This window comes from Vibrio sp. vnigr-6D03, from assembly GCF_002835515.1.
Lineage (GTDB): Bacteria > Pseudomonadota > Gammaproteobacteria > Enterobacterales > Vibrionaceae > Vibrio > Vibrio penaeicida.
The window spans coordinates 19,822-42,761 of record NZ_PIZL01000050.1 but is presented as its reverse complement, the minus strand read 5'-3'; the positions used below and the strand labels follow the sequence as shown (position 1 = coordinate 42,761).

20 protein-coding genes are annotated in these 22,940 nt (G+C 43.4%); 4 read left to right on the top strand and 16 right to left on the bottom strand.

The window, feature by feature from the left end; genetic code table 11:
- Positions 1-84: 84 nt before the first annotated feature.
- Positions 85-423, bottom strand: coding sequence for a zinc ribbon domain-containing protein YjdM (locus CW749_RS26645; RefSeq protein WP_101115503.1), 339 nt, complete (start codon positions 421-423; stop codon positions 85-87).
- A 251-nt stretch (positions 424-674) separates the two neighbouring features.
- On the opposite strand from CW749_RS26645, the gene CW749_RS26640 reads away from it, so the two are divergent.
- Positions 675-1,637, top strand: coding sequence for an integron integrase (locus tag CW749_RS26640; RefSeq protein WP_101115502.1), 963 nt, complete (start codon positions 675-677; stop codon positions 1,635-1,637).
- A gap of 109 nt (positions 1,638-1,746) precedes the next feature.
- Here CW749_RS26640 and rplT read toward each other — a convergent pair whose 3' ends face one another.
- From rplT to CW749_RS26615, 5 genes are all read right to left on the bottom strand, one after another.
- On the bottom strand, positions 1,747-2,100 hold the full coding sequence (rplT, locus tag CW749_RS26635; RefSeq protein WP_021019837.1) for a 50S ribosomal protein L20: 354 nt from the start codon (positions 2,098-2,100) through the stop codon (positions 1,747-1,749).
- Positions 2,101-2,140: 40 nt separating this feature from the next.
- Entirely contained in the window at positions 2,141-2,335 is a 195-nt protein-coding gene (rpmI, locus tag CW749_RS26630; protein WP_004401085.1) for a 50S ribosomal protein L35, read from the bottom strand.
- 120 nt (positions 2,336-2,455) lie between these two features.
- Positions 2,456-3,007, bottom strand: a complete 552-nt coding sequence (gene infC, locus CW749_RS26625) for a translation initiation factor IF-3 (protein WP_101115501.1) — start codon at positions 3,005-3,007, stop codon at positions 2,456-2,458.
- A 3-nt stretch (positions 3,008-3,010) separates the two neighbouring features.
- The gene (gene thrS, locus CW749_RS26620; protein WP_101115500.1) at positions 3,011-4,939 is read right to left on the bottom strand and encodes a threonine--tRNA ligase; all 1,929 of its coding nucleotides are present in this window, start codon (positions 4,937-4,939) and stop codon (positions 3,011-3,013) included.
- Between the two features lie 595 nt (positions 4,940-5,534).
- On the bottom strand, positions 5,535-6,149 hold the full coding sequence (locus tag CW749_RS26615) for a beta-phosphoglucomutase family hydrolase (protein ID WP_101115499.1): 615 nt from the start codon (positions 6,147-6,149) through the stop codon (positions 5,535-5,537).
- A 184-nt stretch (positions 6,150-6,333) separates the two neighbouring features.
- On the opposite strand from CW749_RS26615, the gene CW749_RS26610 reads away from it, so the two are divergent.
- From CW749_RS26610 to arfB, 3 genes are all read left to right on the top strand, one after another.
- Positions 6,334-7,356, top strand: a complete 1,023-nt coding sequence (locus CW749_RS26610; RefSeq protein WP_101115498.1) for a cytochrome c peroxidase — start codon at positions 6,334-6,336, stop codon at positions 7,354-7,356.
- The gene (locus CW749_RS26605; protein WP_101115497.1) at positions 7,343-10,138 is read left to right on the top strand and encodes a PAS domain-containing hybrid sensor histidine kinase/response regulator; all 2,796 of its coding nucleotides are present in this window, start codon (positions 7,343-7,345) and stop codon (positions 10,136-10,138) included. The genes CW749_RS26610 and CW749_RS26605 overlap by 14 nt, the downstream gene beginning before the upstream one ends.
- Before the next feature lie 128 nt (positions 10,139-10,266).
- Positions 10,267-10,680: an alternative ribosome rescue aminoacyl-tRNA hydrolase ArfB gene (gene arfB / locus CW749_RS26600; protein WP_101115545.1), complete on the top strand. Its 414-nt coding sequence runs from the start codon at positions 10,267-10,269 to the stop codon at positions 10,678-10,680.
- A gap of 66 nt (positions 10,681-10,746) precedes the next feature.
- Here arfB and CW749_RS26595 read toward each other — a convergent pair whose 3' ends face one another.
- The 10 genes from CW749_RS26595 to CW749_RS26545 form a co-directional block, all read right to left on the bottom strand.
- Positions 10,747-11,115, bottom strand: coding sequence for a VOC family protein (locus CW749_RS26595; protein WP_101115496.1), 369 nt, complete (start codon positions 11,113-11,115; stop codon positions 10,747-10,749).
- Between the two features lie 172 nt (positions 11,116-11,287).
- Complete coding sequence (locus CW749_RS26590) at positions 11,288-12,826, bottom strand: GTPase (RefSeq protein WP_180958501.1); 1,539 nt, start codon at positions 12,824-12,826, stop codon at positions 11,288-11,290.
- Positions 12,813-13,910 carry a GTPase gene (locus tag CW749_RS26585; RefSeq protein WP_101115494.1) on the bottom strand — a complete coding sequence of 366 codons (1,098 nt, stop codon included), beginning with the start codon at positions 13,908-13,910 and terminating at the stop codon, positions 12,813-12,815. Before CW749_RS26585 ends, CW749_RS26590 begins: the two co-directional genes overlap by 14 nt.
- A 121-nt stretch (positions 13,911-14,031) precedes the next feature.
- Entirely contained in the window at positions 14,032-14,580 is a 549-nt protein-coding gene (locus CW749_RS26580; RefSeq protein ID WP_101115493.1) for a zf-TFIIB domain-containing protein, read from the bottom strand.
- Between the two features lie 471 nt (positions 14,581-15,051).
- Entirely contained in the window at positions 15,052-16,542 is a 1,491-nt protein-coding gene (locus CW749_RS26570) for a CoA-acylating methylmalonate-semialdehyde dehydrogenase (RefSeq protein ID WP_101115491.1), read from the bottom strand.
- A 3-nt stretch (positions 16,543-16,545) separates the two neighbouring features.
- Positions 16,546-17,910, bottom strand: coding sequence for an aspartate aminotransferase family protein (locus CW749_RS26565; protein ID WP_101115490.1), 1,365 nt, complete (start codon positions 17,908-17,910; stop codon positions 16,546-16,548).
- Positions 17,911-18,149: 239 nt separating this feature from the next.
- Complete coding sequence (locus tag CW749_RS26560; protein WP_101115489.1) at positions 18,150-19,334, bottom strand: MFS transporter; 1,185 nt, start codon at positions 19,332-19,334, stop codon at positions 18,150-18,152.
- A gap of 61 nt (positions 19,335-19,395) precedes the next feature.
- Positions 19,396-20,559, bottom strand: a complete 1,164-nt coding sequence (locus CW749_RS26555; protein WP_101115488.1) for a P1 family peptidase — start codon at positions 20,557-20,559, stop codon at positions 19,396-19,398.
- A gap of 207 nt (positions 20,560-20,766) precedes the next feature.
- Entirely contained in the window at positions 20,767-21,780 is a 1,014-nt protein-coding gene (locus CW749_RS26550; protein ID WP_101115487.1) for a helix-turn-helix domain-containing protein, read from the bottom strand.
- Between the two features lie 174 nt (positions 21,781-21,954).
- Positions 21,955-22,851 (bottom strand): LysR family transcriptional regulator, encoded by an 897-nt coding sequence (locus CW749_RS26545; RefSeq protein ID WP_101115486.1) that lies wholly within the window; start codon positions 22,849-22,851, stop codon positions 21,955-21,957.
- Positions 22,852-22,940 lie beyond the last annotated feature (89 nt).

The following is a 22,940-nucleotide window of genomic DNA, read 5'->3' as shown; positions in this document are numbered from 1 at the left end:
TAAAGCGAACGACTCATTCTAGAAAACCGAAGTAACGTAACAAAGTGTTGATGTTCTAGCTTAAACTCAGGTTTTCTAACAAACTTAGGCTTTTTTAACAAACTTAGCGGTAACCATCATTTCTCCAGCACCATCTACTTTGCAGTCCAGTTGATGATCTTTACCTTCTACAATTCTTCTAATGACCGCTTTGGTACCTATTTTAAGAACCAAAGAACTGCCTTTTACTTTTAAATCTTTCGCTAGGGTTATCTTGTCTCCCTCTTCGAGTTGAGTTCCATTTGCATCTTTAACAGTGAAGGTATTTTCTTCATCAAATGCTTCTGATGGATTCCATTCATGTGCACATTCAGGGCAAATTAGATGATTCTGGTCTTGGTATACAAATTCAGACTGACAATTTTGACAAGGAGGAAAGGACATATTTCAACTCTTCTAAAACTTAACATCGCAGGTATGTTAATCACTCTTTTTATCTATAGCGAGGGGAATCTGAAAATTGTTTTTAAGTCTCTCAAATCAGATTTTCCTAGACCTGCATTACTCATGTAATTCAGTGACCTATCATTTCTTTCCATGTGCTCTTTGTCAGGAAAACGATATCCGGACAAGCTGGTTTCGAATTAATATGTTTTTATACATAACTGTATATAAAAACAGTAATTTTTTCACTCATGAAATCAGCATTTATAAGCTACATAAAGGAATTTATGCACCTTAGGCGTTATGCCATAAGAACAATAGATGCGTATACAGCGTGGATCTGTAGGTATATTCATTTTCATAATATGGTCCACCCAGCGAAATTAGCAGATAAAGACGTAGAAGCATTTCTCTCTCACCTAGCATGCGATCAGAAATTAGCCGCAAGTTCACAATCGATCGCGCTAAATTCGTTGGTGTTTTTGTACAAAGAAGTTCTTAAGTCTCCTCTAGCCATCGACATTAAATTCAAGCGCTCTGCAATTAAGAGGAAACTGCCTGTTGTCCTCACAAGAGACGAAGTAAGAAGACTGCTACTTCATATAGATCCGCCGTATCAACTACAAGCGCAACTTTTATATGGCTCTGGATTACGGTTAATGGAATGCATGCGGCTAAGAGTACATGATATCGATTACCACTACGGGGCGGTGAGGATCTGGAACGGGAAAGGAGGAAAAAATAGAACGGTCACTTTAGCTAAGGAATTGGAGCCATTTTTAAGATCGCAGGAACAAAATGTTCATCAATTCTTTAACAGGGATATGGAAACGCCAGGCTATGGTGGCGTGTGGCTTCCTGAAGCTTTACACAAGAAATATCAAAATGCGCCATTTGAATTGAACTGGCATTACCTGTTTCCATCTGGAAGGCTATCAGTAGATCCCGAGTCTGGTATGTTAAGAAGACAGCATATGAGCGAATCGACCATTCAGAAAACCGTAAGAAAGGCAGCCAAGCGAGCCAATATAGATAAGAATGTCAGCTGCCACACTTTGCGGCATTCTTTTGCTACACACTTGTTAGAAAGTGGCGCTGATATAAGAACGGTTCAAGAGCAACTAGGGCATACAGATGTCAAAACAACACAAATCTATACGCATGTGTTAGACAGAGGCGCAAATGGTGTTATTAGCCCTTTATCAAGGCTTTGAGCGCCGAAGGCAAAGAGTTTATATTAGCGACAGACGGGCTTATAGTTAAATACCAGAAATGAAAAAAGGAGAACAAATGCTCTCCTTTTATTAAACCTTACACTGCTACTTAAAGAGCAGCTTTCGCTTTTTCAACTAGAACTGCAAATGCAGACTTGTCGAATACCGCGATATCAGCAAGGATCTTACGATCGATCTCGATAGATGCTTTCTTAAGACCGTTGATGAAACGGCTGTAAGATAGACCATTCTGACGAGATGCCGCATTGATACGTGCAATCCAAAGTTGACGGAATTGACGTTTCTTGTTGCGACGGTCACGGTAAGCGTATTGACCAGCTTTAGTAACTGCTTGGAAAGCTACGCGGTATACGCGAGAGCGAGCACCGTAGTAACCTTTAGCTTGTTTTAGAACTTTCTTATGACGTGCACGAGCTTGTACACCACGTTTTACGCGAGGCATTATGCTTCTCCTAAACTAAACGATTGATAACTAAAAAGAATTAAGCGTATGGCATCATACGAACAACTGCAGCCACTTCACACTTAGGAAGGATTGCATTTGGACGAAGCTGACGCTTGTTCTTAGTAGTACGCTTGGTCAGGATGTGACGTTTTGTAGCGTGCTTGTACTTAATACCACCAGCAGTTTTCTTGAAACGCTTAGCAGCACCTTTGTTGGTTTTCATCTTAGGCATGATGAAGAACTCCGCATTGTTGAGTTATTAAACAATAGTAATTAGGGCGAATAAAAACCTGCCGTTTATACCTTTTTTCAAAGGGAACGCGACAGGATTTAATTACTTGTAAGCCGTTAATTACTTCTTCTTAGGGGCTAGAACCATGATCATCTGGCGACCTTCGATTCGAGTAGGGAAAGATTCCACAACAGCTAGTTCTACTGTGTCTTCTTTCAATCGATTCAAAACGTCAACACCGATTTCTTGGTGAGCCATTTCACGGCCACGGAAGCGAATTGTTACCTTCACTTTGTTGCCGTCTTCAAGGAAACGCGTCAGGTTGCGTAGTTTTACCTGATAGTCTCCGATATCAGTTCCAGGACGGAATTTTACTTCCTTAATCTGAATCTGTTTTTGCTTTTTCTTCTGCTCTTTCGCAGCTTTGCTCTTCTCGAAGAGGAACTTGCCATAGTCCATCACACGACAAACTGGTGGCTCGGCGTTAGGGCTGATCTCTACAAGATCCATACCAGCTTCAACAGCTGTTTCAAGCGCTTCATTAATAGAAACGATACCAACGGGTTCACCGTCAGCGCCTGTAAGACGAACTTCACGAACGCCGCGAATTTCACCGTTTAAACGGTGCTGGTTTTGTTTGGCCGGCTGTTGGCCACGTCTTCCGCCTTTAATAGTTTATTCCTCCAGATTGAGCTTACGGCTAGATACTTCGGCTTGGATGTACGAAATAAAATCATCCACTTTAAATTTACCGAGGTCTTTGCCTTTACGTGTTCGGACTGCAATTTCTCCAGCTTCCATTTCTTGGTCGCCGCAGACTAGCATGTAAGGAACACGCTTCAATGTATGTTCGCGGATTTTAAAGCCTATCTTCTCATTTCTCAAGTCCGCTTTAGCTCTAATTCCACTTTTTTGCAGTTTTTGTGCAACTTCTTGAACATAATCGGACTGTTTATCCGTAATATTCATGATAACCGCTTGCTCTGGTGCCAACCAAGTTGGGAAGAAACCAGCGTATTCTTCAATAAGAATACCAATGAAGCGCTCCAACGAACCAAGAATTGCTCGGTGAATCATTACTGGTACAAGACGTTCGTTATTTTCGCCAACATAAGTAGCGCCCAAACGACTTGGTAGATTGAAATCTAGCTGAACTGTACCACATTGCCATGCTCGATCGAGACAATCGTGCAATGTAAATTCAATTTTAGGTCCATAGAATGCGCCTTCGCCTTCCTGAATTTCATATGGAATCTCCATATTTTCAAGAGATTGCTTTAGGGCTTCTTCAGATTGATCCCAAATCTCATCACTTCCCACACGTTTTTCTGGACGAGTCGACAGCTTCACTACGATGTTATCAAAACCAAATGTTTGATACGTGTCGTAAACCATCTTGATACAGCTAGTGACTTCATCTTGAATCTGACTTTCTGTACAGAAGATATGTGCATCATCCTGAGTAAAGCCACGTACACGCATGATACCATGTAATGCGCCTGAAGGTTCATTACGGTGGCAAGAACCAAACTCAGCCATACGCAATGGTAAATCGCGGTACGATTTCAGGCCTTGGTTAAAGATTTGAACATGACCTGGGCAGTTCATCGGTTTTAGAGCGTATTCGCGGTTCTCTGAAGCAGTTGTAAACATCGCTTCTGCGTATTTATCCCAGTGACCAGAACGTTCCCAAAGCACTCGGTCCATGATAAGTGGACCTTTTACTTCTTGATAACCGTATTCTGTCAGTTTTTCACGAACAAACACTTCTAAATCGCGGAAAATAGACCATCCATTGTGGTGCCAGAACACCATACCCGGTGCTTCTTGCTGCATGTGGAACAAGTCCAAGTGCTTACCAATTTTACGGTGGTCGCGCTTCGCCGCTTCTTCTAAGCGAGTAAGGTGCGCTTTTAACGCTTTTTTGTCGTGGAAGGCTGTGCCATAGATACGTTGAAGCATCTTGTTATCGCTGTTACCACGCCAGTATGCGCCAGCGATATTCAGCAACGTAAAATGCTGACAAAAGCCCATGTGCGGCACGTGAGGACCACGACACATATCAATGTATTCTTCGTGATGGTATAAACCAGGGCGGTCATCACGAGCGACGTTTTCGTCTAAAATTTCAACTTTGTATGGTTCGCCACGCGATTCAAACGCGTCACGAGCTTCCTGCCAGCTTACTTTTTTCTTGATAACCTGATATTTGGTTTTCGCCAGCTCTTTCATACGCTTTTCGATCTTTTCAAGATCGTCTTGTGTGAGCGATTCTTCTAGATCAATGTCGTAGTAGAAACCGTTGTCGATGGTTGGACCAATCGCCATTTTAGCTTGCGGATAAAGTTGCTTAAGAGCATGACCAAGAAGGTGAGCACATGAGTGACGAACGATCTCAAGACCGTCTTTTTCGTCTTTTGCTGTGATGATTTCAAGGCTCGCATCGTCTTCGATAAGATCGCATGCGTCTACACGGTTACCATCGACACGACCCGCTATAGTTGCTTTCGCAAGACTAGGACCGATTGATTGAGCAACGTCTAGAGTAGAAACAGGGTTGTCGAATTCGCGCTGACTGCCGTCAGGAAGAGTAATAATAGGCATGTTTATTCCTTTACAGTGGTGTTGCATACCAAGCAACACATGTTTAGTTCACTCGCTCAAATGATTGGAACATCTGTCGATGTGAAATGTAAGTATGTATGTTTGTCTATCAAACAAAAAATCGTCATCTGGCAAAATACAAATACAGATGCACTTTGCTAAATGAACGCGCAATTCTAACGAATATTTACAGAAGAGGAAAATGATATTTTCCTCACAGCTCAATAGCTAATTGCAATTCTTCAGATACAAAAATAATGGGTAGATAATCTCACCAAAATCATTTTTTTCTAAGTTATTGAACTCATAGCGATATGTAATTTAACAACATAAAAACATTGCACAGCGCACACTTTTTAGGCATCATCACGCCGATTTTAACTAGATCTGTAAATGAGTTACTAAAATGTTATCAAAACTACGTTTTGCGGCAGGTTTCCTGCTAATGATGGCAGTAATGTTTGGAATTACATTATCTAACGCCCTATTTTGGGCTGGCGCGCTGTAAGCCGCACTGCAAAATCAATGGAATTGAGAAAGCCACCTGACTATCAGCCAGGTGGCTTTTGCATTTTATGCTCTTCAGAAAACTCGTCTATTGCGCTGAACGCATTGGCTTTGGACAGAACTCCAAACCACCTTCTGCTACCATCACACAATCCATTCCTGCGGCATGAGCTGCCTGCTTACCAAGTGCTGTGTCCTCAAACACAACGCAATGTTGAGGTGCTACGCCGATCTCTTTTGCTGCAAGTAAAAATGTATCTGGGTTGGGTTTATGATTGGTCACATCAGACGCCGTTACAATTGCATCGAAATATGGTGTAAGCCCTTTTTCATCAAGCATGCGAGACGCATTTTGTCTTACGCTCCCTGTCCCTACTGCCATTTTCTTACGCCCAAAACAACGCTTAACGATATCGCATGTATCATCAATGAGGTCACCAAAATCTGTCGTGGATTCAAAATGATCCATTTTCGCCTTGGCCACTTTTAACGGGTCCAATTCAAGCCCGTATCGCTTGTTCACCTCTAGCGTAATTTTGGCACTTGGCATTCCACCCATGGAAGCAATCCAGTTTCGATCAAATGGAATGGAAAAATCTTTCGCCGCTCGCTCCCAAGCGTCTAAGTGAGCAGGCATAGAGTCAATCAACGTACCATCCATATCGAATATCAACCCATGATATTGCTCTAAATCTAACGTCATCTACTACTCCCGAAGTATTTCAGCAACTTAAGTAAAACTTCACTATATAACAAACTCACCTAGAGTTGCAGAACTCTCCCACTTCGTAGTGCAGCTTACTTCTCACAAGGAAAAGCTTTGAGCTAAGTTGAAAATGTTCAAACAACAACCATACTCTAAACATAATGTCAGGATAAGTTAGACAATGATAAAAATATCTAGAATATGGTGGCTTTGCTTAACTGTATCGTTTGTATTTTCGGCTTACTTTTTTCACCAGGCAAGTCAATGGTCTGGAGAAACACTGCGCTTTCCTGAAAAGAAAACGTACAACACAGATTTTGTAAAACCTGTTCCACCCTCAACTCAGTTTGATCGAAACAAGGTCGAACTTGGGTTTCACCTGTTTAACGACACAAAACTATCTTCAAACAACCAAATTAGCTGTGCCAGTTGCCATCATCTAGACTCTAATGGTGCCGAGAAAACTCGAGTGTCTCGTGGTGTTCACGGCTTCGGAGATCGCAACTCCCCTACTGTATTCAATGCAAACTTAAATACACGATTTTTCTGGGATGGGCGAGCATCCAGCTTGGAGCACCAAATAGACGGTCCCATACATAACCCTTTAGAAATGAATTCGAATTGGGCGTCCATTGTTGAACGAATCCAAGCAGACGAGAAGTACCAATCGCTATTTCTCTCAGCCTATAAAAGCGGTATTTCCAAAGACACCATTAAGGATGCGCTTGTCCTCTTTATGAAGTCTCTAAACACACCGAACTCTCCTTTTGATCTGTATCTTGAGGGTAACGAGAGCGCCTTATCAACTGTTGAAAAAAAAGGGTGGCTCAATTTTCAGAAGTTAGGCTGTGTCGCGTGCCATCAGGGTCAAAATCTTGGAGGAAACCTTTTCCAACGTTTCGGCAATATTCAAAATATCACACCAGATCAAAAAGTATCGGATCTAGGTCGCTACAACTTAACTGGCAACAATGAAGACAAGTATGTTTTCAGAGTCCCAGGGCTTCGTAATGTCGCCACGACGCCACCCTATTTTCATGATGGCAGAGCCAAAACGTTAGAAGAAGCCATTTTAACTATGGCGAAAGTACAACTAGGAATGGAACTTGATGCGGTTACCACCTTAGAGCTGAGTGCGTTTCTTAATAGCCTTACCGCGCCAAAGCCCCCTGTTCTTTTGGAGTTGCTTAATGAAAATCAGTAGCAAGATTAAGGAACTAACATTGGTCAGCTTACTGGCTTTGGTGATCGTGTCACTGAGTTTCAATCTTTATAAGCATTATGTTCACACTCAACTACAAAACAACTATAACTTGCTGCACCGGAATGTTATTGCACTTCAAGAGAGCTTATTTAGTTTTCAGTTTCGTAGTTTTAGCCGCTACGATGAATTATCCGAAATGTTGGTGCAAACAGAACTTTTTGCCGAAGAATTGAATAGCTCTATCCATGAGCACTTTTTAGAAACACCCTTTATTTTCCAACCTTTTGATGCCAGCGCCTTGGAGAAAACCAAAGCGACAGAGCTGAAAGTTAAGGCATTTGTAAGAGCAAAGGAATCCCTTCTTAGTGCAAATGTCTCACTTAACTATGCAGGTAAAACCATTAATTTGCTGCAGGAAGAGTTGTTTAATCGCTACAGTTCAGTGACAGAAAAGCTGGTGATCTCGACAGCAACACAAGGCGGTTTGTCTGATAGCCTTTACCTAGAAGATTCTTCTTTATCCCAAAGTACGACCTATCAATCGTTGATCAGTTACGTTCAACTTCAAGACAGAGTACAACATCAAATCGATAGAAAGCAGGTCGCTTTAACGAACTTAGGTGTATCAGAACATCTCAAAAAAGTTGATGCTTATTGGGCTAACGAAGTGAGCAACTCTGTTGAAAATATTGCCTTTCTCATTTTCTCCATGATCATCTTTGTTTGTACTTATGGTCTCCATCGCCAAAAACTGGCTTTCGTTGAACTGTTAAAATTAAAACAGACGGTCATTGAATCGGAAAAACAACGCGCAAGCCATGCTCTCATCGCGGAGCATGCGAAAGACGCCATTATTGTAACGGATCCAAATGGTTTGGTTACATGGGTAAATAAAGGGTTTGAGAGGCTTTCAGGATATAGCTTACAGGAAATGGTCGGTAAGTCGCCTGGTAGCGTTTTACAAGGCAAAGAGACTTGTCCGTACGCCGTTCAACGCATTTCTAACGCCCTAGAAAAACAAAATAACATTGAGTCGACAATACTCAATTACCACAAAAATGGAACGCCGTACTGGATTGACATGATCATTACTCCCATTTGGGATGAAGATAATCACTTAAATTGTTATATCGCAGTCGAACGGGACATCACCAAGAAAATACAACTTGAAAAGAAACTGGAACAATCCGTAGAGCGCGCGAACGTGGCCAATGATGCAAAATCCACTTTTTTGGCAACCATGAGTCACGAGTTAAGAACCCCACTCAATGGCATTTTAGGGATGGCTCAAATAATGCGTGGTGAAACCACCAACAGCGAGCATAAGGAGCAATTAGAAGTTCTACTGGAGTCCGGTGATCACCTCACCTCACTCCTTGATGACATTCTCGATTTTTCAAAAATTGAACAAAATAAACTTGAGCTTGATGCCGTTCCTTTCCATTTTAAGCAAATACTGACCCCTATCATCTCTACATACCAATTACTCTGCGATGAAAAAGGCATAGAACTGGAAATAGATAACCAGATTCCTGACCATTTAGTTTTTTTGGCCGATATTTCTCGGATCCGGCAAATCATATTTAACTTAATGAGCAACGCCGTGAAATTCACGGCAAAGGGTAACGTCCAACTTCGCTGCTCTTGCAAATCAGAAGCGTACAACACCTATGATATTAACGTCGAAATAGAAGATTCCGGTATTGGCATCGCACAGGATAGGCTTGTTTACATTTTTGATCCATTTATTCAAGCAGAATCCTCGACAACAAGAAACTTCGGAGGAACGGGGTTGGGGCTAGCCATTGTAAAACAACTTGTAGAACTCATGGGGGGCACAATTAGCGTATCGAGTAACTTGGGTATCGGAACCTGTTTTACCTTTCATATCAGTGCCGAACAGACACAAGACCGCCCCATTCAACATGAGCCGGAAACAAAGCAATTCAAATCACTGCCCATTGGGCTAGATATCCTTATCGTTGAGGATAATCCGGTAAATGCAATGGTAACAAAGAAATTCTGCCATTCACTGGATCACAAAGTGTCTATCGCTAGAGATGGTTTGGAAGCGATAGAACTGGTGCAGGGAAACGCATACGACATAATCATTATGGACAACCACATGCCTAGGCTGGATGGCATCGAGGCAACGCAATACATCAGGAATGAGTTAAAAATAAATACCATTATATTTGGTTGTACGGCTGATGTATTCCAAGAAGCTCATGACCGTTTTATTGATGCTGGGGCAAACTATGTTCTCACTAAACCTTTGCAAAAAAACAGCTTTAACGATGCGTTAGCTGAACACAAACCTTTGATAGAGCAAAGAAGAGCGTTAGAAGGCAAAGTAGTCGAACTGGAGCCATTTACGCAACCCAATGAAGCCAATTCGACTTCGGAATCAGAGGTCGATTTGAGTTTTTATATTAATGATGTGTGTGCTGGCGATAATGCTCAGCTTGTAGAGATAATAACAACACTTAAAGAATCCATGATTGAAAGCATAGATGCTTTGGTCGAAGCTGCTGAAACGAAAGACATCGATTCAATAAAGCTCCACAGTCACACAATGAAGGGTATTGCGAGTAGCCTAAACGCAAACAAAATGCTCAATAAGTCTGAGCAAATCTTTCAAATGACCAGCCAAGGTCAAGTTCCTGATCTTTCTATGCTGCAAGAGTTAATTAACTTACTCAAGGTAAACTCGGATCAAACATCATTGCTGTTGAAACAATATTTGGCCACACACTCGGATCAAAATTCAACGTTCATGTAATCTCGGATGCCATGAGCAAAACATGATACCCTAGGCTCAATTTAATTCAGTCAGGTCTCTGAGCTCGAGCTTATTCTCATATGGCTCCACCTTATAGGGATCCTATGGCAAAGCTTGAGAGTACAGGTTTGATCAAAATATCAAATTCAGTGGTTATTTCATCATGGGAAATACACACAGAAGCTATCCGAGCCCAAGGCGCTGGCGGTCAAAATGTGAACAAGGTATCCAGTGCCATTCACTTGAGGTTCGACATCAACAAATCTGCCCTACCCGACTTCTATAAAGAGCGTCTCTTGCAATTAAAAGACAGCCGTATTACCAAAGACGGCGTTATTGTTATCAAGGCGCAACAATTTCGAACTCAAGAACAAAATAGAGAAGATGCGTACAATCGACTTGCCGAACTCGTCCGCTCCGCCGCAGTCATCGAGAAAAAACGGCGAGATACAAGACCTACCTTTTCTTCCAAGATGAAGCGTATGGACAAGAAAACACAACGCGGACAAACCAAAAAGTTACGGGGAAAAATTTCGCACTAAAAAACGTTATTGGCTTGCAAGCGGTTCGCTTTCGAGTTCAGCCATTACTTATCTCCACCAGTAGCTTTAAGTACAAACCGCTTCAATCTTATTGCCATCCAAATCATGAATATAAGCGGCGTAATAGGCATCGCCGTACTCGGGTCTTGGACCTGGCTCTCCTGCACACAGTCCGCCATTTTCTATCGCAACCGCATGAAAAGCCTTTACTGATTCTTCGGTAGGGGCATTAAATGCAATGTGTGTCCCTGTACCCGAAATAGAGTGTTTTCCGCAAATACAACCAACCCAAAATTCAAAATTAGTGCCGTAACTTATCGCTTCGCCTTCAATAGTATGAGAGCGGGATATCCCTAGCGTTGCCAGCACTTTGTCGTAAAAAGCGGCCGACTTTTCTACATTGCTCGCCCCCACAGAAACATGGTTAATTATCATTCACTTACCTAAATCAAAGAAAAACAAAACGGCTACTATTGCCCAGCTTTGTTGAGAAAACAAGCAAATATGGATAACTATTCAACGCATTTCAAATAGGGCGGAGCGTTTTGTCGACCTTTACAGTGAGATATCGCACACGTACATCTAGATACATTTAGCGTCAACAAGGCTAGACAATATTTTTGACCACCTTGCCGCTCGCTTTGAACAAGCGCTTACCCTGTTTTAATATGCCTGCTGATCCTTTTGCCTCATTTCTTTGGCGGTTGAGCTGAACATTTTTGGCTTCATCGCATTTGTGCTGGATTTCCTCTTCCAGCTCTAACAATCCATACATGAGTTTGTTTTCCGGGATGGCTAGAGGAAGTACTTGATCAAATGGCAGCAGGTTTTGGTTAAATGCCATTGCCGCTTGAATGGTCATTGATTTTGGATTTTCAGTGTCATTGAGATCATAGGGTGGATACCATTCTGATGTGGGCTTGAGCTTATCTACCTGATTCACGACACCAATTAGTTTTGGTCTTTTGAGAGAAATGTTTTTGGGTTGCTGATAGAACGCTTCAAACTCTTTTGCTAACGCCAAATCTAATTGTCGAGAAGATTGATTCGCCTTAAGTACCCAAAGAACAAGATCTGACTGAGTCATTTGTTCCAGCATGCTTTTAGTGCTTTTCTTGTCCCCATCCAAACCTGGCATATCTACTAGTTTTAGCGTTTCATCACCATCAATGTTGCACTGATACACTGTAATACTGTCTGTCGCAGGAAGCATGTCGACTTCTGCATTCATTTCATTTGTGAGCGCGTTGACTAAAGAAGATTTGCCTGCGCTGAGTTGCCCCACCAAGGTAATTCGAACCGGTTCGATCGGCGTTGCTTTATGTTTTTCATCTTCTTTATTGATTTTGCTCGCCGATATTTGATCGTCTTCTATCGTGTAGCGACCGCTGTATAGGTCAATGCACACTTTCACCACTTCCTGAAGTAGCGCTCGTTTGGCGTTTCTCTGAAGATTGTCGGATATCTGGTCTGTAATCGAACCCAACATTTTGCTCCTCACCTCATTGGCAACCGCAGCAGCGGGGTTGGCTGCTCGGAGTATTCTCCACGCGATCATTCCACGTTTACCAACTTTTAGGGCTGTTTCACCATACTTATCACCCGTCTCGTAAAGCCATTTGATCTGAGATACTTTCACCATATCGACGGCAGGGACATGGTCGTTGAGTACTTGACGATAACGCCTGCTGATTTCTTCCATTAGCTGTAGCCCTTCGGGTACAGTGAAGTCCAGTTCTTTTTTTCCAAAAGACTGAGCAACCATTTCTGCAATTTCAAAACCGTGTGCTTTTAATGCACTCCAATCGTCGTTTTGATTGAGTAGACACTCAATAATCTGATTGCTGCTAGACCATATTTTTTGTTCAGAATCAGACCAATCATTCGACGGTTCAACAAAATCTTCTCTATCTTCTTGCGGGTTGTTTTCTTTGGCTTTTTTCCAAACATAACGAGGAATGAAAATCATCAATGCCGAAACCAACAAAGCGATAGCAAATGGCACAACGTACCCATGCTCAATAACGGCATAAAGACCAAACCCACTTAACACAAGAGCAGGGAAAATGATGCCTATCAAAGAAACCGCAATAAGCCCGCCAGTATATCGATTTAAGCTCTTTAACCCTTTTTTAACTCTCGTCATCACTTGCGACCTTTTTGCCTTTTTTGAATGCGTCTTTGTACAATTGTTGCATGGTTTCGCTACTGACCGTTTCATCTTTGCTTTTGTGATAAAAGTAATAGCATGCTGCTCGACCAAGACCATAAGTAGTTGCAAAGCTAATGGCTGCAGCAGCGACTGCCCCCACGGTTTGTCCAAAGCCAGGGATCAACTTAACCAACTGCCTCGCGCCAAGTTTTACACCATATTGAACGCCAAAACTGGTGCCCAATGTGCCAATCAATTCACTAAACGTTCTTTTGTTCCATTCCACGCCATACTGATTTGCCAAACTATGCAGCATCTTTGCTTGAATAGCAGGAACAGATACCAACCCAACGGCTGGAACTAAGTCTGAAGCGCTTGCACTGCCAGAATACCAAAGCACTTCATTTTCTAATTTATCAAAATTCTCTTCCTCAAAAGAAGAGAACTCTTTATCTCTCACCATTAATCCCACAATCGGCAACATTTCAGACAGTGCATTTATCATTTCCTCAAGGTGGAAGTAATTCTCAGAGTCGCATTCAAAATCCACATTAATTGAAGGCAGCTTTTTACCCCAAGCTTTTTCAAACTGAGCTTGATTATGAGACATCATTCTTGCCCTATCCTCTTTCTCAACTTGATTTACAGCAGAATGAATAACGAGAACATGCTTAATATCAGACTGTTTACGGATTTGCTTTAGTGCTTCCAATACTGAGCTTTGTTCAGGCTCATCAACTTTCACCACAACCAACAAAGCATGACCTTTCTCAGCGCATACACGGATATCGTCTGTCGGATCGTATTCTGCCTCACCAAGCCCGCGCGTATCCAAAAATCGCAGTACGGGTTTATCTTGCGGAAAGTCATAGGAAGAAGAAGTCATGGTGCACGGTGCGAAGCCATTACCGACTTCTACAGAGGTCAACCCTGTTAATGCTTGGATCAATGAGGATTTTCCGGCACCCGTTTTTCCAAGCATCCACAAAGTAGGAAGATGTGAATTTTGGTACTCATGCGCTGAAGAAAGATCGGGGTTTTTCCCGGGGTTGATAAAGTCTTTAATGGCATCAAACATCGCTATTCCGAGTTACAGATAAAGAAGTGGAATGAGAATATCACAAAAGATGGAATAAACAGAATGCAATTCCGTTTATTCCATCTTTTAAGAATGTAGCGAAATAGAGATGAATGGAAGCTTAACGTTCTGCGGAGTACGGATCCTCCGCCGTTAGATAAGCCTGCAGTTCATGCTTGTTTGGTTGTTCCGCCAGCCACTTACGGATCTCTTTCAATTTGCTGTAAGTCTCGTCACCAAATTTTTCGCTATACAGTGCGATAAAATTTTCCGTTGAGTTGTTGGTGCGGATATTCTTTTGCCATTGAGAAGTAACGACCGCATTCAAAGAGTTCGCTAATCCACCTTCACGAATAATGCTCCATTCACCTTTGTCCAACCAAATGCCGCCTACAGCCACGCTGTAATCTAAGCGATGTAAGATATTGCTGGAGATGCGAAGCTTGCGCATGATCGTACCCGTTTGTGGGCATAGAAGCGCAGTTTCGGTATCACTTATCTCGCACGTAACGGAATCTGAAATCGGGTATGCTGGATTATCTTCCTTCCATGCAACATAGTCTTCAACCAGTATCCAATTTCCCTCACACTCATTGCAGATGTGAGCAGGAAACATACCATCGATAAATTGAGGTTCTAAAACGCCTGTATTACAACTTGTGCAGTTCATTTTTGTATCCTTAGCCATACAGTGACAAGTGCTATTTTCAGTCTGTGACTGGCACTTATATCTCTAACCTAACGTCAGGTTTTTCATATAATTCAAGGATTTTACACAAGCAAGACAATTAAATGCATATCGATTTAATGACGTGAACCGCATAAATTACAAAAAGCCCAAATAAGGGCTTTTAGGGTCTGTTGATCTTTCGAGATGATTTTTGCAGCAATTTGTGGGTGATTTATACAAGGCAGAGCTTATTCGGTGTAGTCGCTCTACATCAATGAGCGATAACGCAGTAGAAATAAGCCACAAATGCTGCCCGAAGGGTTCGCTTCTATGCCTTTTACTCTTTGTTGCAAGGTATTTGCTTAGAATGACTAGGCTACACACCTTGCGCCGCGATTAAAAGGCATAGAACTCGAACAAAATTTAACCACGAAAGATCAACAGGCCCTAACAAAATAATGAAAGTGGTTTTTAACTCGGAAAAGCAAACTGAGCACTTTCGCGTAAATCTGCTGAAAGCCATCTTTGAGTAATGGTTTTCCTCTTGGTGTAAAAACGAATACCATCAGGACCATACGCCGACAAGTCACCAAATAGTGAACGCTTCCATCCACCAAAACTGTGGTAGGAAACGGGAACCGGCAAGGGAACATTAATTCCCACCATTCCAACTTCTATTCGGTCTGAGAAATACCGAGCGGCTTCGCCATCGCGGGTGAAAATACAGGTGCCATTACCATACTCATGGTCGTTGATGAGTGACATCGCGTCTTCCATCGACTCCACACGCACCACCTGAAGGACCGGTCCAAATATTTCCTCTTGGTAACTGGTCATTTCCGCTGTGACATTATCGATGAGTGTCCCGCCAATAAAGTAACCAGATTCATACCCAGCCACTTCGATATTTCGACCATCGACTACTATATCTGCGCCTTGCTCTTGAGCACTATCAATATAGCCCGACACTTTTTGTTGGTGCTGATACGTGATTAACGGGCCAAAATCACTTTCGCTTTGCTCGCAGCTTCCTACTTGTAGCTTACTCATTTCTTGCTGAAGTTTTTCAACCAATTGGTCTGCAATCGTATCACCGACCGCAACAACAACAGACAACGCCATGCATCGCTCTCCCGATGAACCAAATGCTGCGCCGAGTAGCTGATTGACCGTACTATCAATATCCGCGTCAGGCATCACTATAGCGTGATTTTTCGCCCCACCTAATGCTTGGCAACGCTTACCATTTTCCGACGCCTTCTTATAAATCGTCTCCGCAATGGTGGTTGAACCAACGAAACTGACGGCTTTGATTCGTTCATCTGAAAGCAGTACATCCACGGCTTCTTTGTCGCCATTGACGATATTGAACACACCATTTGGCAACCCCGCTTGTGACAGCAATTCACCTAACAACAAAGTGGAACTCGGCACACGCTCAGATGGTTTCAAAACGAAGGTATTCCCACATGCAATCGCCAGAGGGAACATCCACATCGGCACCATAACAGGGAAATTGAATGGTGTGATTCCGGCAACTACGCCTAGCGGCTGAAATTCACTCCAGGAATCGATGCCCGTTCCTACATTTTTACTGTGTTCGCCTTTCAAGGCATCTGCAATGCCACACGCAAATTCAATATTTTCCAACCCGCGCTGAAGTTCTCCCATCGCATCACTGGCGGTTTTACCATGCTCCTCTCCAATTAGAGCAGCCAATCGCTCCAGATTTTCTTCCACCAGCTGCTTAAAGCGGAACATGACTCTTGCTCTTTTGGTTGCTGGGGTGTCTCGCCAGCTTTGGAACGCCGCTTGTGCCGCGAGAATCGCATCTTCGACCGTGCCTCGTTCTGCCAACTGCACATTTCGTCGTATTTCTCCGTGGGCAGGGTTGTATACCCCCTGCTCTCGCCCCTGTGATTGTACATATCTTCCATTTATCCAATGCCCTATCGTTTCCATGTTTTAATCCTTCGTTTCTTCTATCGCTTCGCCCAACGCATTAATTAATGTGTCGAGTTCTTTTTCAGTTGTTTGAAATGGCACACCAAGCTGAATCGTGTCGCCGCCATAACGTACGTAAAAACCCTTTTGCCAACAGGACATGGCTATCTGGTATGGACGCAACAGTGGTTGTCCTTCTTTGGCTAAGAACGTGAGACCGGCTGCCAAGCCAAAATTTCGAATATCGAGTACGGAGTCATGAGAGTGAAGGCTATGGACTTTTTGCTCGAAGAGTGGCGATAGATCACGCACTTGAGATATCACCCCCTCTTGCTCAATCATGTCTAATGTTGCCAATGCGGCAGCACACGCAATTGGGTGCGCTGAATAGGTGTAGCCATGGGGTAATTCCAGTAAATACTCCGACCCACCCGTTTCCATAAATGTGTCGTAAATAGGCTGAGATGCGACCACTGCTCCCATTGGAATAGCACCATTAGTGAGCTGCTTGGCGATCGTCATTAAATCGGGTTTGACTCCAAAAAGCTCCGCGGCGCTGTTTGCTCCCATGCGCCCAAAACCGGTAATTACTTCATCAAAAATCAGTAAGATGTCGTGCTTGGTGCATAAATCTCTTAAGCGGGACAAATACCCTTTCGGGGGTGGTAGCACACCAGCACTCCCAGCAATGGGCTCTACTATCACCGCAGCTATGTTATCTGCGCCATGCAACAGTACTTTTTCTTCAAGTTCATCCGCCAATGAAGCTCCAGCTTCTGGTAGCCCTTTGGAAAATAAGTTCTCCTCCAACAAGGTATGAGAAAGGTGATCACTCGCCAGCCCTTCACCATAGAGGCTTCGGTTAGCGCCAATACCGCCAACACTGATTCCACCATAATTCACGCCGTGGTAACCCTTGGCACGTCCAATCAACTTTGTCTTACTGGCTTTACCGCGTTTCTTCCAATACGCTCGCGCTATCTTTAGCGCAGTATCAACCGATTCAGATCCAGATCCTGTAAAGAAAACTCGGTTTAAATCTTGTGGCATCAGCGAGGCTATGCGTTCTGCGAGCTCAAAGGCTTTTGGATGACCAAATTGAAATGCCGGAGAATAATCGAGCGTGGCTGCTTGCTTTGATATCGCTTCTGTAATGCGTGGATGACAATGCCCCAATCCGCAGGTCCACAATCCCGATAAACCGTCAAAGATCTCGCGTCCTTTATCATCGGTATAATATCGACCGTTTGCAGACTGGATGATTCTGGGCGCACGTTTGAAATCTCGGTTCCCCGTAAACGCCATCCAGTGCGCATCCAGCTGTTTCTTGGTTAACGCACTGCTGTTAGAGGTTAAGGAGCTGTGTTGAGAAGATTGAACTTCCATATTCTGATCGCCTTATTGGTTACACACTTCCTCCAATGTAATGTTCAATTTAGGCAACTTAAATACAGAGTTAGTTACGCTAAGTTAACCATTTACTTGCGCAATTAATTTCCTTAATTCCATAAAAAAACACCCTAACGTCTTTTGAATAGGACGTCAGGGTGTCTAGACTTTTCATTACACTAGATTTTTTAATATCTGAGTTGAAGCAATGGTTATCTCTATGATGTTTGGAGCTCTTAGCTCGCTGTCTCTGCTTTAAAAGCTTCCGAATTGCGTATCAATGGCAGTACCGCAATCGCGCTCAATACAAGAGCGACAATTGCTATAGTATTGACGATAGATAAACCGAAGCTTGGTAGCAGTACCCCCACAACTAAAGGACCGGCTGTTAACCCCGCACCTAGTGCTGGAATGCTAAGTGCCACCGCTCGACCTGAAGAATCTGAATCTGCCACGACAGCAAACAAATATGGCGCGCAGTAATTCCAAAGAAAGTTAAATATTGAAGCGAGATACAAAAACGGCATGGTCTCCAAATTGCCTTGTAAAAGTATGACAACAACAACTTGAATGCCTATGGTCAGCAAAATAGGAAATAGTCGACCTAGTTTTTCAGCTTGAACCACCGCGCACGCAGCGCCCGCAAGACCGGCTAAGCCTATCGTCCCAAGCAATGCCCCAATATCGCTGTTTGCAATTCCGCCTTCTTCGGCAATGACCTCTAAAAACGCCCACACCGCATTCTCGCCAGCATAGAAAAAGAACATTGTGCACACAGAAAGCAGAATGACGATACTGCGCGTCGACGACGTATCAGAAGATGATGTGACGGGCGAGATCGAAATAGACAGCTTTCGAGTCCATATAGGTGCTGCAGCGAACACCAATACGCACAATCCTGCGAGCACATAAAAGATGACATTAACGCTGCCAACAGAGGCAATGAAATTAGGGAATAAGTATATGCCTAGCGCACTGAAAGAGAGTTGAGCAAACAACAAATACGCAAACGCTCGATCGCTATTTTGTGCTTTGCTTAGTGCAATGTTAATGATGGCAGCCAAACTTCCACTCCCTAATCCACACATCACGCGTACCCACATCAACACCTCATAACTACTTTCATGACTGCCAGAAATATAGGCACTGGCTAGATTCCCAGAAATCATCATCCACAACGCTACGAATACGATTCGGGTCCATTGGGTGTTTTTCAAACACAGTGTTGCTATTAACCCACCAACAGCAAAGCCCCCTAGCTCTGCCGACAGCAAGAAGCCAGCTTGATCAACCGCCATTCCCGTTTCAACCAACCCACCGACGAAGACAGGGGCGACGAGAAACACGAAAGCAGGTAATACTCCCGCACACGCTAGCATCATGATGGACAGTAAATTGGGATGTTGTATCGAATTATTCATTGCACTTCTCTCTTCAGTCCTTTGTCAGATAAATGTGTATTGGTTTTAGGGTCTGTAGACCCTAGTGCCCATCAACTAAACGGTTGTGCTTCTGTAACAGCGAACGCAACTTTTGATGGTCAATTTCATCAAATACCAATCCTTTTGGTTTCACGCTTAACGTCGTTTTTGCTGCCACCATGGCATTCAAAATCGCTTCTTCAACAGCTTGAACCGTCGCCATATAAAATTCATCCAAGTAATGTTCATTCACATGCTCTAAAGGCAGAACTGCGTCCAAAACCGTGCCACAACTGAACGACATGCCATTGTCGTTTGCTGTCGAAAATGCGAGAAAGATATCACCAGAATAGTGACCACCAGATGTACCCGTTCTGCCTAACCCTATCGCTGCCCGCTTCGCCAAGCTTTGTAGTTGCAAAGGCAGTAACGGGGCGTCCGTTGCTATGGTTACAACGATGGATCCTGTGTCTCTTGCGTCGCTATCCATCGCTTGAAGTATTGGGCAATTTTCGTTTAAGTATTGACCTACAGGTACACCAGCAACGTTAAACTCGTGCCTTAAACCAAAGTTAGATTGAACGAAAACTCCTACTACAAATTCATGTCCGGGGATGCTAACCAAGCGAGATGAAGTTCCCGATCCGCCCTTAAATTCGTATGTTTGCATTCCCGTTCCACCACCCACATTGCCTTCTTCTATTGAACCAGACTGTGCTCGGTTGATTGCATCAAGTACATCCGATTCAGTGACAAACTGAGCCGTAATGTCATTCATAAAGCCATCGTAAGTTTCTGCCACAACGGGCATTGCCCAAGCGTGACCATCTTTGAAGTGCGTATCGTAGGTGTCCATCATCCATCGGGTCGCACCATGGTGCACCATTCCGACAGAGTGCGTATTCGTAATACAGACAGGGCCGAGAAAATACCCAGCTTCATTGATCCAGTGAGTACCCGTCATTTCTCCATTCCCATTCAGATCGTACTGCCCGGCCCAGACAGGGCTTGGGGATTTTCTTTTCCCTCGAGGAAGAATGGCGGTCACCCCTGTACACATTTTTTTCAACGGATCAATCAAGGTGGTGTATCCAACTTCCACCCCTTTTACATCCGTGATGGCATTAAAGGTGGCGGTTTCACCTTCTAATGGTATACCCAAGTCACGAGCGCGAGGGGTAAAAGAGTGATGGGATGTTTTGGAATTGGAACGAGTTACTGCCATGAAACCTTCTCTTAATTTGAATATCCAAGAACAATTGTGAAATTCACAACTTGTTAACAACCAAATTAAGATAAAGGGGTAAGGAGCCGCTGTATTGACTTGAAGTGACAACTTAGTGGCACGTAAGCAATATACGGCGATTCATAAGTAAACACTCTATATATGAGGCAAAAGGCTATGAAGGTGGAAACAACTCAAGAAAAGCCGCTACTTCGGAAAAAATAACTCGCGGTATTGTGTAGGGGTGATTCCATGCCAGCGCTTGAAGGCTCTGTCGAACGCAGCAAGTTCTGAATAACCTAAGGTTAAAGCGATATCGATCATTGAGATAGCGGCTTCATGTAACAACTGACACGCGAAATGACGACGAACGTTGTCCACTAAATAGGAAAAGCTCACATCGTGATCCGCTAACCTGCGCTGAAGGGTACGGCGGCTCATGCACATGTGCTCTGCAGCTTTATCAATGCCGCATTCTTCATCAGACAAGAGTTGAAAGATGACATCTTCCAGCTCTTGGAAAAAAGACAGTGTTTCAGATTGTTGGTCGATTTTTTCAGTCAAATTGCTGCACATAATGTCATACAAGCGCTGATCCGATGCGGCAATCTGCACTTCCAGAATGTGGTTTTCTATAGTGACAAAATTGAATGGCTGCTCTGCCAGAAGCAAAGACTGAGTCTTCTCACTGATGTTTTGTTTCCGCTCACTGTGCGTTAAACCAATGAGTACTGGGCTCCAATCTGGATTACATAAATATTGTATAAGGCGGATAAAAAAGCCTAGAGACATATGGGTATCATGCGTCGATGCTAAACCTTCAGAATTCACGCGATAACATAAGTCCATACAATCAGGGTGATGGAGGCTAGGTCTTAGAAATACTTCTGTATGGCTTTGCACCAATTGAACATAGTCGCAGGTGACCGATATGGCATCTTTGAGATGAGTCGAATTGACTATCGCATACCCCATGATGCCCATGTTACGGAAATCAAAATCTTGATAGATATCCCAGCCAAAATCCGGGTTTCCTGTCAAAGTTTCCACCCGATTCAGGAACTGATAGAAATCACTCAGATAAAGATAGCTTCCGTCTTCCAAGTATTGAACAGCTTCTCCTGGTTCTGGTAATAGATCGTCAGAAACCTCTTCATCCAGCGTGCGAAGATAAGCCAAAACCTGATCAGAAAAAATTCTCGAAATCGTACCTGAAACCATGAAATTCTACTATTGCTCAAACAGCCTTTATTTCTAACACAAGCTAACTCCCATATAAACGGAAAGCGTTAACCAAATTGACCACTTCGGAAAACTGGCGAGGGTATGTTGACCTTTTACGGTTAAATTTCGTTCATACTCTATGCCATTTAAGCGCGACGTAAACTTTGACGCTTAATTAAGCGCAGACAAAAACGTTTCTAACACTAAGTTTGCTCGTCGCTCTTTACGTGTAATGGAGGCAAAGGGCTGGGAGTAACCGTATTGCTGAGGCAGAATGGCTTTCATCACACCATCATCAACCCACCTTTGAGCAAAATGATCCGGTAGATAACCTAAGTACTGCCCTGTAAGTAAGAGAAACGCGATACCTTCCCTATCTGTCGCTGTGGCTGAACTTTTCATTGTGTTATACAACAACTGAATTTTTGGCGTTTGTGCATAAGCAGGCACAATTGCATCCCACTCGGTGAGATCGACGGATTGAACGGTCTCGGAAAACAGTGGATGCCCTGAACCGCAATAAAGTAGTGACGTCTCGTTATACAAAGGTTCATATTGAAGCCCAGATAACGTGCGGATATGCGGAATCATTCCAACGTGCAAAGTGCCATCCAGAACCCCTTTTTCAACATCATTCGGTGGGATCATTCGAATGTTAATAGTGACATCTGGCCCGGCTTTTTTTAGCTCCGCAAGAGCATTAGTTATGCGCATTTCCGTCATCGATACCATGTTATCCGTAATACCAATGTTTAATTCACCGACGAGGCTCGAATGCAACGTATTAATCTGAGTTTTGAACTCCTCCAACGACGCCAGTAATTGAAGGGTGTACTGGTAAACCTGCTGTCCTTCATCGGTCATCGAAAACCCCGATCGCCCGCGATGGCAAAGCTTAAACCCCAATCGGATCTCTAAGTCTGCCATTGCTGCACTGATCGCCGCACGGCTGATGTTTAACGCGACCTCTGCCGCCGAAAACCCTCCCGATTCCACCACACAACGAAAAATACGTAGTAGGCGTAAATCGATATCACTGAGTTGACCCGTTAGCGATTTCCTTTTCATAAAAACTGTCCGCCATTGCGATACGCTTATTACTATACCCAAGTAACTAAAAGTAGAGCTTTGAATCCTACATCCTGAGTTTGTTTGAG

What these genes read in the sequence shown, in the direction of transcription:
- CW749_RS26590 (WP_180958501.1), bottom strand. Translation starts at nt 12,826, where the DNA reads ATGACGAGAGTTAAAAAAGGGTTAAAGAGCTTAAATCGATATACTGGC.
- CW749_RS26545 (WP_101115486.1), bottom strand. Translation starts at nt 22,851, where the DNA reads ATGAAAAGGAAATCGCTAACGGGTCAACTCAGTGATATCGATTTACGC.
- CW749_RS26615 (WP_101115499.1), bottom strand. Translation starts at nt 6,149, where the DNA reads ATGACGTTAGATTTAGAGCAATATCATGGGTTGATATTCGATATGGAT.
- CW749_RS26605 (WP_101115497.1), top strand. Translation starts at nt 7,343, where the DNA reads ATGAAAATCAGTAGCAAGATTAAGGAACTAACATTGGTCAGCTTACTG.
- CW749_RS26585 (WP_101115494.1), bottom strand. Translation starts at nt 13,910, where the DNA reads ATGTTTGATGCCATTAAAGACTTTATCAACCCCGGGAAAAACCCCGAT.
- CW749_RS26610 (WP_101115498.1), top strand. Translation starts at nt 6,334, where the DNA reads ATGATAAAAATATCTAGAATATGGTGGCTTTGCTTAACTGTATCGTTT.
- CW749_RS26580 (WP_101115493.1), bottom strand. Translation starts at nt 14,580, where the DNA reads ATGAACTGCACAAGTTGTAATACAGGCGTTTTAGAACCTCAATTTATC.
- rplT (WP_021019837.1), bottom strand. Translation starts at nt 2,100, where the DNA reads ATGCCTCGCGTAAAACGTGGTGTACAAGCTCGTGCACGTCATAAGAAA.
- CW749_RS26645 (WP_101115503.1), bottom strand. Translation starts at nt 423, where the DNA reads ATGTCCTTTCCTCCTTGTCAAAATTGTCAGTCTGAATTTGTATACCAA.
- CW749_RS26550 (WP_101115487.1), bottom strand. Translation starts at nt 21,780, where the DNA reads ATGGTTTCAGGTACGATTTCGAGAATTTTTTCTGATCAGGTTTTGGCT.
- CW749_RS26560 (WP_101115489.1), bottom strand. Translation starts at nt 19,334, where the DNA reads ATGAATAATTCGATACAACATCCCAATTTACTGTCCATCATGATGCTA.
- rpmI (WP_004401085.1), bottom strand. Translation starts at nt 2,335, where the DNA reads ATGCCTAAGATGAAAACCAACAAAGGTGCTGCTAAGCGTTTCAAGAAA.
- CW749_RS26640 (WP_101115502.1), top strand. Translation starts at nt 675, where the DNA reads ATGAAATCAGCATTTATAAGCTACATAAAGGAATTTATGCACCTTAGG.
- CW749_RS26555 (WP_101115488.1), bottom strand. Translation starts at nt 20,559, where the DNA reads ATGGCAGTAACTCGTTCCAATTCCAAAACATCCCATCACTCTTTTACC.
- CW749_RS26595 (WP_101115496.1), bottom strand. Translation starts at nt 11,115, where the DNA reads ATGATAATTAACCATGTTTCTGTGGGGGCGAGCAATGTAGAAAAGTCG.
- thrS (WP_101115500.1), bottom strand. Translation starts at nt 4,939, where the DNA reads ATGCCTATTATTACTCTTCCTGACGGCAGTCAGCGCGAATTCGACAAC.
- CW749_RS26570 (WP_101115491.1), bottom strand. Translation starts at nt 16,542, where the DNA reads ATGGAAACGATAGGGCATTGGATAAATGGAAGATATGTACAATCACAG.
- CW749_RS26565 (WP_101115490.1), bottom strand. Translation starts at nt 17,910, where the DNA reads ATGGAAGTTCAATCTTCTCAACACAGCTCCTTAACCTCTAACAGCAGT.